At 70.6% G+C, this 13384-nt stretch carries 11 protein-coding genes and 1 tRNA gene; 4 read left to right on the top strand and 8 right to left on the bottom strand.

Annotated features, from left to right (window positions below; all coding sequences use genetic code 11):
* Positions 1 to 61: 61 nt before the first annotated feature.
* The 4 genes from AC07EQ_RS24750 to AC07EQ_RS24765 form a co-directional block, all read right to left on the bottom strand.
* A complete protein-coding gene (locus AC07EQ_RS24750; RefSeq protein WP_478390273.1) occupies positions 62 to 532 on the bottom strand; it encodes a cysteine dioxygenase in 471 nt (156 codons plus the stop codon).
* Positions 533 to 946: 414 nt separating this feature from the next.
* Positions 947 to 2065: a cystathionine gamma-lyase gene (locus tag AC07EQ_RS24755; protein WP_478390274.1), complete on the bottom strand. Its 1119-nt coding sequence runs from the start codon at positions 2063 to 2065 to the stop codon at positions 947 to 949.
* 94 nt (positions 2066 to 2159) lie between these two features.
* On the bottom strand, positions 2160 to 3167 hold the full coding sequence (locus AC07EQ_RS24760) for an NAD(P)H-dependent glycerol-3-phosphate dehydrogenase (RefSeq protein WP_478390275.1): 1008 nt from the start codon (positions 3165 to 3167) through the stop codon (positions 2160 to 2162).
* Positions 3154 to 3930, bottom strand: a complete 777-nt coding sequence (locus AC07EQ_RS24765) for a lysophospholipid acyltransferase family protein (RefSeq protein ID WP_478390276.1) — start codon at positions 3928 to 3930, stop codon at positions 3154 to 3156. Before AC07EQ_RS24765 ends, AC07EQ_RS24760 begins: the two co-directional genes overlap by 14 nt.
* 136 nt (positions 3931 to 4066) lie before the next feature.
* Between AC07EQ_RS24765 and cofC the strand changes: the two genes are divergently transcribed.
* The 3 genes from cofC to AC07EQ_RS24780 all read left to right on the top strand — a co-directional run bounded on the left by cofC (position 4067) and on the right by AC07EQ_RS24780 (position 8061).
* The gene (cofC, locus tag AC07EQ_RS24770; protein ID WP_478390277.1) at positions 4067 to 4687 is read left to right on the top strand and encodes a 2-phospho-L-lactate guanylyltransferase; all 621 of its coding nucleotides are present in this window, start codon (positions 4067 to 4069) and stop codon (positions 4685 to 4687) included.
* A 114-nt stretch (positions 4688 to 4801) separates the two neighbouring features.
* A complete protein-coding gene (locus AC07EQ_RS24775; RefSeq protein WP_478390278.1) occupies positions 4802 to 7078 on the top strand; it encodes an RNA degradosome polyphosphate kinase in 2277 nt (758 codons plus the stop codon).
* A 5-nt stretch (positions 7079 to 7083) separates the two neighbouring features.
* Positions 7084 to 8061 carry an NUDIX hydrolase gene (locus tag AC07EQ_RS24780; protein ID WP_478390279.1) on the top strand — a complete coding sequence of 326 codons (978 nt, stop codon included), beginning with the start codon at positions 7084 to 7086 and terminating at the stop codon, positions 8059 to 8061.
* Between the two features lie 569 nt (positions 8062 to 8630).
* Here the strand turns inward: AC07EQ_RS24780 and AC07EQ_RS24785 are convergent.
* From AC07EQ_RS24785 to leuC, 3 genes are all read right to left on the bottom strand, one after another.
* Positions 8631 to 9290 (bottom strand): HU family DNA-binding protein, encoded by a 660-nt coding sequence (locus tag AC07EQ_RS24785; RefSeq protein WP_478390280.1) that lies wholly within the window; start codon positions 9288 to 9290, stop codon positions 8631 to 8633.
* Between the two features lie 232 nt (positions 9291 to 9522).
* Positions 9523 to 10125: a 3-isopropylmalate dehydratase small subunit gene (gene leuD / locus AC07EQ_RS24790; protein WP_478390281.1), complete on the bottom strand. Its 603-nt coding sequence runs from the start codon at positions 10123 to 10125 to the stop codon at positions 9523 to 9525.
* A 242-nt stretch (positions 10126 to 10367) separates the two neighbouring features.
* Positions 10368 to 11771, bottom strand: a complete 1404-nt coding sequence (gene leuC, locus AC07EQ_RS24795; RefSeq protein WP_478390282.1) for a 3-isopropylmalate dehydratase large subunit — start codon at positions 11769 to 11771, stop codon at positions 10368 to 10370.
* Between the two features lie 88 nt (positions 11772 to 11859).
* On the opposite strand from leuC, the gene AC07EQ_RS24800 reads away from it, so the two are divergent.
* Positions 11860 to 12561, top strand: a complete 702-nt coding sequence (locus AC07EQ_RS24800) for an IclR family transcriptional regulator (protein ID WP_165968088.1) — start codon at positions 11860 to 11862, stop codon at positions 12559 to 12561.
* Between the two features lie 718 nt (positions 12562 to 13279).
* Here AC07EQ_RS24800 and AC07EQ_RS24805 read toward each other — a convergent pair.
* Positions 13280 to 13352: transfer RNA gene (locus tag AC07EQ_RS24805), tRNA-Glu, on the bottom strand.
* Positions 13353 to 13384 lie beyond the last annotated feature (32 nt).

The raw sequence follows: 13384 nt of genomic DNA on the forward strand, positions 1-13384 counted from the left end.
GGACACCGCGCGAAAGCCGTTGCGGCGCGGGGCGCCCGGTCCCCCGGGTGCCCCGCGCGCGTCACCGCGCCTGGTGGAGGCCGGTGACCGGGTCGTGGGTGTAGACGGTCATCCGGGCCCGGGCCGGGCGGTAGACGTGGACGCTCACCGCCGGGTCCGGCCCGTTGTTGTGCACCTGGTGCACGTAGTTCGGGCCGAAGACGCGGGACTGGCCCGCGGTCAGCGGGTGCAGCACCTCGGTGCCCCGGGGTTGGACGACGCGCTCGGTCAGGTTGCCGGTGATCACGGTGAAGGCGCCGGTGGCGCCGCCGTGGTCGTGCAGTTCGGTGTGCTGGCCGGGCAGCCAGCTCAGCAGCCACGCCTCGTAGCTCTCGGTGCGCGCGAGCAGGCCCGACCAGCGCTGGTCCGGGTCGTAGCGCAGCAGGTGCGTCCACGAGCCGCGGTCGGCGGCGAGTTCCCGGGCGATGCGAACCGGGTGCGCGATGGAGAGATCGGCAGGTGCGGCAAGGGTATTCGGCGGAACGGCGAACACGGCGGATGTCCTTCGGGATCGTGATGAGCCCCGGACCGTCGGCGCGCGTGCGTGCGCGCCCGGAAACGCCCGGGAATTACGGGAGAACGATCAACACGAAGAACACAGACAGAGCGCGCTGGCGACGCGGCGCAGGTCGATGTGACCCCGTCGATCAGTCATAGCACGCAGCAACACGTGGAGCACTGAACCAGCCCGCGGGGACCCGCGTCAACTCGAACCCGCAAGATCTCACACTCCCGTGCAACACCCGGGATCGGAGCGAGGGCGCGCGTGGCCCGGGTCCTGGGTGGCGTTTTCGCGCGAAACCGTCGTCCGGCAGGCATGGCGAGCGCCGTTTTCGCGCGAAAACGGCGCTCCCGCACCCGGGACAGGACATCGTCCGCAGACCTTCAGCCGTCACCCGAACGTGGTTCAGCCCAGGGCTCGGAGGACGTCGGCGACCAGGTCGGCGGGGTCTTCGCAGCCCGCTGAGAACCGGACGAAGCCCTCCGGCACCGGGTCGCCCCACTGGGCCCGGCGGTCGACCGTGCTGTGCAGGCCGCCGAAGCTCGTCGCCGCCACGACCAGCTCGCTGCGCCGGACGAACTCCTCGACCGCCCGCGCGTCGGCCAGCTCGAACCGGAACACCCCGCCCCAACGGCGCATCTGCCGCCGGGCGAGCTCGTGCGACGGGTCGCCGGGCAACCCCGGCCAGCGCAGCCCGGACACCGCCGGGTGCTCGCGCAGCGCCTCGACGAGCGCCGCCGCGTTCTCGGCCTGCCGCGCCAGGCGCAGGTCCAGCGTGCCCATGCTGCGATGCGCCAGCCAGGTCTCGAAGGGACCGGGGATCGAACCGGAGAGCGTCCGCGCCCGCACCAGCCGCTGCGCCAGCTCCTCGTCGCGGACCGACACGTGCCCCATCAGGATGTCGCTGTGCCCGGACAGGGCCTTGGTGTCGCTGGCCACCACGATGTCCGCGCCCAGCTCCAGCGGCCGCTGCCCGAGCGGCGTCGCCGTCGTGTTGTCCACCGCCAGCAGCGCGCCCGCCGCGTGCGCGCGCTCCGCGAGCTCGGCGATGTCGCAGACGTCCAGCCCCGGGTTCGACGGGGTTTCCAGCAGCACCAGGCGAACCCCGGCGAAGACGTCGTCGTGCCAGGGACCGGGCGTGTCGATCTCCCGGACGTCCAGCTCCAGTCCGGCGAGCTCGTCGCGGACGAACTGGCGCGTCGCGTAATACCCGTCGCTGGGCAGGATCAGCGCGTCGCCGGGGCGGAGCACCGCGCGCAGCAGCGTGCTGATCGCCGCCATGCCCGACGGCAGCAGGACGCAGTGCCCGCCGTCCAGGTCGCCGATCGCCGACTCCAGCGCCCGCCAGGTGGGATTGCCCGCCCGGCCGTAGAAATCGGCGGCATGGACGTCCTCGCCCAGGTGGAACGGCGCGGCGAAGACCGGGCCCGGCAGCAGCGGGGTCCCGCCGGCCGGCTCCGGGTGCCCACCGCGCACGCAGCGCGTGCCGTCGCCAAGGTCCGATGTGCTCACAAGTTCTCCCATCGCGAGTTCGGTGCCCCCTCGCGGTAATGGTTGTCGTGAGTGGCGATGGCCGCTCCGGCGACCACAGCCGCTCACGACCTCGGGAAGCCGCCCGTCACTCCGGCTTGCGCTCGCGGCCGAGCAGCTCGGCGGCCGCGGGCGCGGGTGCGAGTCCTTCGTGGCACACCCGGTGCACCACGTCCGTGATCGGCATCTCGACGCCGTGCCGCGCCGCCAGCTGGCGGATCGACGAGCACGACTTCACGCCCTCGGAAACCTGCCCGTGCGCGGCCTCCTGCGCCTGCGCCAGGGTTTCGCCGCGCCCCAGCCGCTCGCCGAAGGTCCGGTTGCGCGACAGCGGCGACATGGCGGTGGCGACCAGGTCGCCCAGCCCGGCCAGGCCCGCGAACGTCATCGGGTCGGCTCCCAGCGCGACGCCGAGCCGGGTCGTCTCGGCCAGGCCGCGGGTGATCAGCGAGGACATCGTGTTGTGCCCGAAGCCCAGCCCGGCGGCCATCCCGCAGGCCAGCGCGATCACGTTCTTGCACGCCCCGGCGATCTCGATGCCGACGAGGTCCGTGTTGGTGTAGGGCCGGAAGTACGGCGTCGAGCAGGCGTGCTGCAGCGCGACGGCCCGGTCGTGGTCCGGGCAGGCCACCACCGTCGCGGTCGGCTGCTCGGCGGCGATCTCCTTGGCCAGGTTGGGGCCGGAGACCACCGCGACGTGCTCCATCGGCACGTCGGCGACCTCGCCGATCACCTCGCTCATCCGCTTCAGCGTGCTCAGCTCGACGCCCTTGGCCAGGCTCACCAGCGTCACCTCCGGCGGCAGCAGCGGCTGCCAGCCGGCGAGGTTCTCGCGCAACGTCTGGCTGGGCACCGCGAGCACCACCGCGCCGGCGCCGTGCACCGCCTCGGCGGCGTCATCGGTGGCGCGCAACGTCGACGGCAGCCGGATGTCCGGCAGGTACGCGGCGTTGCAGCGGGTTTCGTTGATCACCGCGGCGACCTCCGCGCGCCGCGCCCACAGGACTACGTCGTTGCCCGCGTCGGCGAGGACCTTCGCGAACGTGGTGCCCCAGGATCCTGCGCCGAGGACGGTGATCCGCTCAGGCCGCGCCATCGTCGCCCCGGCTCTTGCGAGCGCTGCTGTAGAACTCGGCGGGCGGCTGCTCGCCGCGGATCTCGCCGAGCAGTTCCCGCACACGCGTCATCGCCAGCTGCGTGACCTCGCGCAACGCGTGCGTGTCGTGCTCCATGCCGCGGTAGGCCGACAGGTCCAGCGGCTCGCCGAAGACGATCTCCACGGTCTTGCGCGGGAACGGCCGGAACCGCTTCTTGTAGTGGTCGTAGATGTCGCGGGTGCCCCACCGGGCGGCCGGGATCACCGGGATGTCGTGCGCCAGCGCCAACCGCGCCACCCCGACCTTCGGCATCATCGGCCAGCCGTCCGGGTCCTTGGTGATGGTGCCGTCGGGGTAGATCACGATCGCCTTGCCGCGCTCCAGCGCGTTGTGCGCGTCCTGCAGGCTCTTCTGCGCGTCGGCGGTGCCGCGGTAGACGGGGATCTGCTGGACGCCCACCAGGACGCTCTTGAGCACCGGCACGTTCCAGAGCGTGTTCTTCGCGAGGAACCGCGGCACCCGGCCGGCCCGGTGCACGGTGACGGCGTCGAAGATCGGGTCCAGGTGCGAGACGTGGTTGAACACCAGCAGCGCCGGGCCCTCGGCGGGGATGCGCTCCAGCCCGGTCACCTTGGTGCGGGCCAGCGCGGCCGTCAACGGGTAGAAGACACCGCGGGCGAGGCCGAGCCAGAACTTGCCCATGCCCTGCGCCTTTTCGCTGGTCTGCCTCCGCTGGCGCCGGAGGCTCTTCGGTTCCGCCACGGCATCTCCTTCAACTGGTCGCAAGCGCCCCGACAAGTTACCTGCCGGGCCGGGCCGCCGGACATCCCGCACGGCGGAAGCCGAATGCCGCCGGAGCGGTGCCGGTCCGGGGCCGCGCGACGGCAAGATGGCAGACGTGACCGCAGGTTTGTACCTCATAGTGCCGATCAAGCCGCTGCACCTGGCGAAGTCGCGGCTGCTCGGCGCCGCCGAGCGGGGCGCGGCGCACGTCGACCTGGTCACGGCCGTGGCCTTGGACACAGTGACGGCCGCGCGCCGGGCGGCCGGTGTCGCCGGAGTCGTCGTGGTGACCTCCGACCCGACGCTCACCGAGACGTTCGCCGCCGAGGGCGTCGAGGTGCTCCCGGACACCCCGGCGGCCGGGCTGAACGCCGCGTTGCGGCACGGTGACGCCCAGTTGCGGCGGCGCGGGATCGCGACGCGGATCGGCGCGCTGCAGGCGGACCTGCCCGCCCTGCGCCCCGCCGAGCTCGCCGCCGCGATCGCCGCCGCCGGTGACGACCGCTCGTTCTGCCCGGACAGGCACGGCACCGGCACCACGCTGCTGCTGGCGGAGCCCGCCGCCCCGCTCGCGCCCCGGTTCGGGCCGGGCTCGGCGGACGCGCACGCCGACTCCGGGGCGAAAACGCTCCTGGGGCAGTGGGACTCGCTGCGCTGCGACGTCGACACGCAGGCCGACCTGGCCGCCGCGGCGGCGCTCGGCCTCGGCCCGCGCACCGCCCGCCGGGTGTGGTGACGACGTCCTCCGAGCGGCCGCGCGAGACGCGTCGTTAAGCGGCTCGTACGTGAATGTTCATCCACAACCGTGAACATCACACGCGCACGTCAGAAGTCGAGGAGAACCGCCCGGATGAGCGACAATGGAAGGGTGAGCACCGACAGCAGCGACCGGATCCCGAAGCAGCCAGCCAAGCGGACCTCCAGCGGCCGGACGCCTCGCGCGACCCGCCGCACCGGAAACCCGGTCGCTGCCGAGGCGCCGGCGACCGCCGACACCACCGGCAACACCGCCGACGGTGCCAGGGTGCCCTCCGCCCCGCCCGCGGTGACCCGCGCGGCGGCCACCACCGACCTGCCCGAAGACCGGTACCTCAACCGCGAACTGTCGTGGCTCGACTTCAACGCGCGGGTGCTGGCGATCGCCGAGGACCAGTCGCAGCCGGTGCTGGAGCGCACCAAGTTCCTCGCGATCTTCGCGTCCAACCTGGACGAGTTCTACATGGTCCGGGTCGCCGGGCTGAAGCGCCGCGAGGAGACCGGCCTCTCGGTGCGCAGCGCCGACGGGCTCACCCCGCACGAGCAGCTGGTGCGGATCGCCGCCCGCAACCAGGACCTGATGGAGAAGCTGAGCCGCGTCTTCCTCGACGAGCTGCTGCCGGAACTGGCGGCGCACGGCGTCCGGATCCTGCGCTGGACCGAGCTGGAAACCGCCGACCAGGACAGGCTGACCCGCTACTTCGAGGACCACATCTTCCCGGTGCTCACCCCGTTGGCGGTCGACCCGGCGCACCCGTTCCCCTACATCTCGGGGCTGTCGCTGAACCTCGCGGTCACCGTCGCCGACCCGGACGCCGGGCTGCGGCGCTTCGCGCGGGTCAAGGTGCCGGACAACGTGCCGCGGCTGATCCGCGTCGAAACCGACCGGGAGAACGAGCACGCCACCTTCCTGCCGCTGGAGGAACTCATCGCGGCACACCTCGGGAAGCTGTTCCCCGGGATGCGGGTCGCCGAGCACCACATCTTCCGCGTCACCCGCAACGCCGACCTGGAGGTCGAGGAGGACCGCGACGAGGACCTCCTGCAGGCCATGGAGCGGGAACTCGCACGCCGCCGCTTCGGGCCGCCGGTGCGGCTGGAGGTGACCGAGACGATGAGCGAGAACATGCTCGAACTCCTGCTGCGCGAGCTGGAGGTCGACCAGCACGACGTGGTGGAGGTCAAGGGGCTCCTGGACCTGTCCTGCCTGTTCCAGCTGGACCGGTTGCACCGCCCGGACCTCAAGGAATCGCCGTTCGTGCCCGCGACGCACCCGGCGTTCGCCGAAGGGCAGACGCCGAAGAGCATCTTCTCCACGCTGCGCGAGGGCGACGTGCTGGTGCACCATCCCTACGACTCGTTCTCCACGTCGGTGCAGCGGTTCATCGAGCAGGCCGCGGCGGATCCGCACGTGCTGGCCATCAAGCAGACCCTGTACCGGACCTCCGGCGACTCCCCCATCGTCAACGCGCTCATCGACGCCGCCGAGGCGGGCAAGCAGGTGGTGGCGCTGGTGGAGCTGAAGGCGCGGTTCGACGAGCAGGCCAACATCCAGTGGGCGCGGACCCTGGAGCGCGCCGGCGTGCACGTCGTCTACGGCCTGGTGGGGTTGAAGACGCACTGCAAGACGGCGCTCGTGGTGCGCCAGGAGGGTTCCACGATCCGCCGCTACTGCCACCTGGGCACCGGCAACTACAACCCGAAGACCGCGCGGATCTACGAGGATCTGGGCCTGCTGACCGCCTCGCCGGAGATCGGCGCGGACCTCACCGACCTGTTCAACGTGCTCACCGGCTACGCCCGGCACGGCGAGTACCGCCGGATCCTGGTGTCGCCGCAGGGCATCCGCAACGGCATCGTGGAGCGCGTCGAGGACGAGATCGAGCGGGCCCGGCAGGGTTTGCCGTGCGGCATCAGGATGAAGGTGAACTCGCTGGTCGACGAGCAGATCATCGACACCCTCTACCGGGCTTCGCTGGCCGGTGTGCCGGTGCGCGTGGTGGTGCGCGGGATCTGCTCGCTGAAGGCCGGCGTGGAGGGGCTCAGCGAGAACATCGAGGTGCGCTCGATCCTGGGCCGCTTCCTGGAGCATTCCCGGGTGTTCCACTTCGTCGGCATCGACGAGCACTGGCTCGGCAGCGCTGACATGATGCACCGGAACCTGGACCGGCGGATCGAGACCCAGGTTCGGGTGACCGACGTGAAGCTCACCCGCCAGCTCGACGCGATGCTGGATTCGGCGCTGCACCCGGCGACCCGCTGCTGGGTGCTCAACGCGAAGGGCGACTGGGAAGCGTCGCCGCGCAGCGGGGAGCAGGTCCGCGATCACCAGGTGGAAATGCTGCGCATGCACGGTGCGAAGGTGTCCTGAGGAAGATGAGCACGACCGAGAACCAGCCGGTGCCCGGCGGAATCGACGAGGAAGCGTCCGCACCGGTCCGGGCGGCCGGCGCCGTCCTGTGGCGCGCGGGCGCCGGCGGTACCGAGGTGGCGCTGGTGCACCGGCCCCGCTACGACGACTGGTCGCTGCCGAAGGGCAAGCTCCACCCGGGCGAGCTGCCCGCGCATGCGGCGGTGCGCGAGGTGGCCGAGGAGACCGGGTTTCCCTGCGTGCTGTCGCGATTCCTGACCCAGGTGGACTACTCGGTGCCGGTGGCCGACGGCGGCCGGGCCCCGAAGGTCGTCGACTACTTCACGGCCCGGGCCGGCGACGGGTCATTCGCGCCGAACGACGAAGTGGACGAATTGCGCTGGCTGCCCACCGGCCGGGCTCGGGAGCTGCTGAGCTATCCGCACGACGCCGGGGTGCTCGACGCATTCGAGGACTCGCCCGCCGAATCCGCGACCGTGTTGCTGGTGCGGCACGCGAAAGCAGGCAAGAGGTCCGAATGGGCCGGGGACGACAACCTGCGCCCGCTCACCGAAGCCGGACAGCGGCAGCGCGATGCATTGCATTCGCTGTTGTCGTTGTTCGGTCCCGCTCGCATCTATTCCGCGCCGCGACTGCGCTGTGAACAAACGGTGGCGCCGATCGCTGCGGACCTCGGAATCGGGATTGCGACCGAGCCGCTCTTTTCCGAAGAGGGCTATCTCGGCGATCCGGACGCGGCCGCCGACGTGCTCCGCAGGGTGGCCGGCGGTCTCGGCACGGCGGTGGTGTGCAGCCAGGGCGGCGTGATCCCGGACCTGGTGGCGCGGCTGGCCGATTCCGCCGACCTGTCGCTCGGCGAGGTGGCCAGCCGGAAGGGCAGCGTCTGGACGCTGACGTTCGCCCGGGACAGGTCTTCTGGGAACGGCAGCGCCCCGGCGCTGCGGCTGGCCGCGGCGGACTACCTCGCGGACCCGCTGGCCTGAGAGGCTGTCTTGCTCCCCCTGCGCGGCCTGCGGGGGTTGCAGACGCGGCCTGGACTGCGGGATCCCGACTTGTGCATGACCGATACGCGGCGCTGGGCACTGGCCTCGCCCGGTAGCCCAGAAGGGCGGGCACAGCCTGAGAACCCAAGGCGGTGCCCGCTTGCATTAGGTGAACCCAGCGGCTGCGCCGCCTTAAGAACAAGACCACGCCGTGCAGGAGACGGATGCGTCGGCGAATTCGGTGCCGGCGAATGATCCGCCGACGCCCCGGCTCCAACTGACGACCGCGACCGCACCAGCACCGAACCGGCCGGGCCGGTGTGTGCTGCGCGGGCGCTGTCCGGCGCTGATCGCGCCGTGTGGACGTTGCGCGCCGTCCACGGGTGAATCCTGTGCGACCGCCGGCGCCCCGGCGGTCACGGCCTTCTCAAGCGGTTTTCCGGGCATCGCCTGACGTCGGGGCGATGACCGGACGACCGGGGAACGCCGTGAGCGGGCGGCTGGTAACCCCTTGCCGGGTCATCTCGCCGCCCGCTCGGTCCACTGGTGCTCGCTGCAGTAGCGAGCAGTCACTTCTTCGTGGACTTGCGCGTCGTCGTCGCCTTCTTGGTCGCCGGACGGGTCGTCTTGGCCGTCGACTTCGTGGCGGCCTTGGCCGTCGTCGCCCGCTTCGCGGTGGACTTGGCCGGGGTCGCCTTGGCGGCGGGCTTCGCCGGGGCCGCCTTGGCCGTGGTCGCCTTGGCAGCGGTCGCCTTGGCGGCGGTCCGCTTCGGGGCGGCCTTGGTGGCGGTCGCCTTGGCCGTGGTGGCGCGGGTCGCGGTCTTCGTCGCGGCGGCACGCGTGGTGGTGGCGGCCTTGGCGCGAGTACCGGCGGGGGCCTTGGCGGCGCCCGCGGTCTTCGTGGTGGCACCGCGGGTGGTGGCCGCCTTGGCCGTGGTGGCGCGCGGCAGTTTCCGCTGTCCGCCCACGACTTCCTTGAACTGGGTGCCGGCGCGGAAGGCGGGGACGTTTGTCTTCTTGACCTTCACGCTCTCACCGGTGCGCGGGTTGCGAGCGGTGCGTGCGGCGCGGGCCCGCTTCTCGAAAACCCCGAAGCCGGTGATGTTGACCTTTTCGCCCTTGTTGACGTTGCGAACGATGATGTCCACAACGCTTTCCACAGCCTGGCTGGCGGTCTTCTTGTCTCCGAGGCGTTCTGCCAGAGCCTCGATGAGTTGGGCCTTGTTCACTTCAGTCCCTCCCAGGACACAACAACGGCCCCGTTGGGCCGACTCAATGTCAACGGTAAAGCCCCGGACAAGCAAATGCCATTCGCCACGCCTCATTTTTTCGTTGGGGCGTGGGCATTCGCGTCCGGGCAACGGGGTCCGCAGAGCTCCTGGAGCAACTGTTCAGTTGTCCCCCGGCAGGCGAGTTTTTCCTTTCACAACAGGAAAAACTCGCCCCCGAAAGGCGTCTCGATCAGCCCTGGTGAGCGGGCAGGGTCGCCGGTTTGAAGCTCGGCCGGGCCTGCTCAAAAGTGTCGATCGTCTCGGCGTGCCGAAGGGTCAGACCGATGTCGTCGAGCCCTTCCAGCAGCCGCCAGCGCGTGTAGTCGTCGATGCCGAAGGGCACCGTGAGGTCCTTGGCTTGCACCGTCCGCTGCTCCAGATCCACCGTCACGGCGGTACCCGGCTCGTTCTCCAGCAGCTTCCACAGCAGCTCCACATCGGACTGCTCGCACTGGGCCGCCAGCAGCCCCTGCTTGCCCGAGTTGCCGCGGAAGATGTCCGCGAAACGGCTGGAGATGACCACCCGGAAGCCGTAGTCCTTCAACGCCCACACGGCGTGCTCGCGCGACGAGCCGGTGCCGAAGTCGGGCCCGGCGACCAGCACGCTGCCGGCGCGGAAGGGCTCTTGGTTGAGGATGAAGTCCTCGTCCCCGCGCCAGGCGGCGAACAAGGCGTCCTCGAACCCGGTCCGGGAAACCCGCTTGAGGTAGACGGCCGGGATGATCTGGTCGGTGTCCACGTTGGACCGGCGCAGCGGGACGCCGACCCCGGTGTGCGTCTTGAACGGTTCCATCGTCACTGCTCCTGGTGGGATGTGGTTCAGGTCTTGTCTTCGAAGCGGCGGAGCCGCTTGGCCCACGCACGCACGGCTACCACCCGCGGGTTCTCAGGCTGCGCCCACCCCGCCGGGGTTCTCCGGGAGAACCTGCCCCGATGCCGCGCATTGGACATGCACAGGTCGGGGATCCCGGACCGAGAAGGCGTCTGAGGTTCCGCTGCGGGACCACCTGCGCAGGCCGAGTTCAACGTCGGCGTTCAGCTCAGGTCTTCGGGGGAGGACAGGGTTCCGCGCACGGCGGTGGCGGCGGCGACCAGCGGGGAGACCAGGTGCGTGCGGCCGCCCTTGCCTTGCCTGCCCTCGAAGTTGCGGTTGGAGGTCGACGCGCTGCGCTCGCCCGGCGTCAGCTGGTCCGGGTTCATGCCCAGGCACATCGAACAACCGGCCGAACGCCATTCCGCCCCGGCCGCGGTGAAAACCTCGTGCAGCCCCTCGGACTCCGCCTGCTTGCGGACCTTCATCGAGCCTGGCACGACGAGCATCCGCACGTCCGCGGCCACCTTGCGGCCCTTGAGGACCTCGGCAGCGGCGCGCAGGTCCTCGATCCGACCGTTGGTGCACGAACCGAGGAAGACGGTGTCCACGGCGACCTCGCGCAGCGGCGTCCCGGGCGTCAAGCCCATGTACGCCAAGGCCTTCTCGGCGGCGAACCGCGCGCCCTCGTCGGCGATCTCCGCCGGGTCCGGCACCCGCTCGCCCAGCGGCAGGCCCTGCCCCGGGTTGGTGCCCCAGGTGACGAACGGGGTCAGTTCGTCGGCGTTCAGCGTGACTTCTGCGTCGAATGTGGCGTCGTCGTCGGTGCGCAGCGTCCGCCAGTACTCGACGGCGGTGTCCCAGTCCGCGCCCTCGGGGGCGTGCGGCCGCCCCTTCAGGTAGGCGAAAGTCGTTTCGTCGGGCGCGATCATGCCGGCCCGCGCGCCCGCCTCGATCGACATGTTGCAGACCGTCATGCGGGCTTCCATGGACAGCTTGCGGATCGCCTCGCCGCGGTACTCCAGGACGTAGCCCTGGCCGCCGCCGGTGCCGATCTTCGCGATGACGGCGAGGATCACGTCCTTGCTGGTGACTCCCGGCCGCAGCGTGCCCTCGACGTTGATGGCCATGGTCTTGAACGGCTTCAGCGGCAGGGTCTGGGTGGCCAGCACGTGCTCGACCTCGGAAGTGCCGATGCCGAACGCCAAAGCGCCGAACGCGCCGTGCGTCGAGGTGTGGCTGTCACCGCAGACCACGGTCGTGCCGGGCTGCGTCAGCCCGAGCTGCGGCCCGACCACGTGCACGATGCCCTGCTCGGCATCGCCCATCGGGTGCAGCCGGATGCCGAATTCCTCGCAGTTCTTCCGCAAGGTGTCGACCTGGGTGCGCGACACCGGGTCGGCGATCGGGAGGTCGATGCCGGTGGTGGGCACGTTGTGGTCTTCGGTGGCCAGCGTCAGGTCGGGCCGCCGGACGGGCCGTCCGGCCAGCCGGAGCCCTTCGAATGCCTGCGGACTGGTGACCTCGTGCACCAGGTGGAGATCGATGTAGAGCAGGTCTGGCTCGTGCCCTTCACCACGGCGCACGATGTGCGCTTCCCAAACCTTCTCCGCGAGCGTTTTTCCCATCGCTGCTCCCAGTCGAGCCTGCCGAGACCCGGATCGGGTCTCTCCCACAGAGTGGACTTCCCAGATGCCGGGAAGTTAGTATCGGTACGTGGGACAGCATAGCGGCATCGGAGTACTGGACAAGGCAGTGGCCGTCCTCCAGGCGGTAGCGGCCGAACCTTGCGGCCTGGCCGAACTGTGCAGCCGCACGGGGCTGCCAAGGGCAACGGCGCACCGGCTGGCGGTGGGTCTGGAGGTCCATCGCCTCTTGCGGAGGGGCTCGGACGGTCGCTGGCGCCCGGGAGCGGCGCTGGCGGAATTGGCGGGCGGAGCGGTGGATCCGCTCCTGGAAGCGGCGGCGACGGTCCTGCCCAAGCTTAGAGACGTCACGGGCGAAAGCGTCCAGCTCTACAGGAGGGACGGAATGCAACGCCTGTGCATAGCGACGGCGGAACCGCCGAGCGGCCTGCGGGACACGGTGCCGGTGGGGACGGCGCTGTCGATGACGGCGGGCTCGGGGGCGAAGGTCCTCGCGGCCTGGTCCGACCCGGCGACCCAACGCGCGGTCCTGGCGGAAGCGGTCTACGGGGAACGAACGCTGATGGAGGTCCGGAGGAGGGGCTGGGCCCAGAGCGTCGCGGAACGGGAGTCGGGAGTGGCGAGCGTCTCGGCACCGGTCCGGGACACCCAGGGCAACGTCGTGGCGGCCATATCGGTTTCGGGCCCGATCGACCGGATGGGAAGGCGCCCGGGAGCCCGCTGGGCGGCGGACCTGCTGGCGGCGGCGGACGCGCTCCAGAACCGCCTGTGAACCCGAGCGATGCGGGCCCCCGGCCCGCATCGCCAAAACCCACGCGCCCCACCAGTCGAGAGACGCGACATCCACCGACACCCAGCGAAGAATTCCCACCGAAGACGCCCCTCCTCGGCGCAAGCGAAGGCGCCCACACAACACGATCCCCACCCGCGGCCGGCCCCGAGCAAAACCAACAACGCCCAGCAACCACCCGCCAAAAGCCACCGAAGGCCACCAAAAGCCACACCCCGAACTCCGCCACGACCCCATCAGAAGACCCAACGAACCGGCCCAAGCGAACCGCAGGGCCAACCCCAAAGACCCAAGCGAAGCGCAGCGCCGGCCCACCCAAGAACCCCAAGCGCAGCGCCGGCCCACCCAAGTAGCCCAAGCGAAGCGCAGGGCGAACCCCAAGCACCCAAGCGAAGCGCAGGGCCAGCCAACCCCAAAGGCCCAAGCGAAGCGCAGGGCCGGCAAACCCCCAACGCCCAAGCGAAGCGCAGGGCCGACCAACTCCGAAGGCCCGGATAAAGGCAACCCGGCTCCAAAGGCCCAGATCAGGCTGAACCTCCAGGCTGGTCGACAACCCAGGCCGGGTACCCCACGAAAAGCGATGGAGCCCACAAAAAAGCAACCCCCGCACCGTGGGGGGGCATGGGGGGCTCGGCCCCCCAATCAAAAAACGGAAAGAGCCCCATCTGCGCCTTCCGCAGATGGGGCTCCCCCACTCTTGTAGTCCCGACGGGATTTGAACCCGCGCTACCGCCTTGAGAGGGCGGCGTCCTAGGCCGCTAGACGACGGGACCTTGGAACGAGAAGAACTTTACAGCACCCGGGA

The organism is Saccharopolyspora sp. NPDC045839, from assembly GCF_056431645.1.

What these genes read in the sequence shown, in the direction of transcription:
- AC07EQ_RS24775 (WP_478390278.1), top strand. Translation starts at nt 4,802, where the DNA reads ATGAGCGACAATGGAAGGGTGAGCACCGACAGCAGCGACCGGATCCCG.
- AC07EQ_RS24780 (WP_478390279.1), top strand. Translation starts at nt 7,084, where the DNA reads ATGAGCACGACCGAGAACCAGCCGGTGCCCGGCGGAATCGACGAGGAA.
- AC07EQ_RS24755 (WP_478390274.1), bottom strand. Translation starts at nt 2,065, where the DNA reads ATGGGAGAACTTGTGAGCACATCGGACCTTGGCGACGGCACGCGCTGC.
- leuC (WP_478390282.1), bottom strand. Translation starts at nt 11,771, where the DNA reads ATGGGAAAAACGCTCGCGGAGAAGGTTTGGGAAGCGCACATCGTGCGC.
- leuD (WP_478390281.1), bottom strand. Translation starts at nt 10,125, where the DNA reads ATGGAACCGTTCAAGACGCACACCGGGGTCGGCGTCCCGCTGCGCCGG.
- AC07EQ_RS24760 (WP_478390275.1), bottom strand. Translation starts at nt 3,167, where the DNA reads ATGGCGCGGCCTGAGCGGATCACCGTCCTCGGCGCAGGATCCTGGGGC.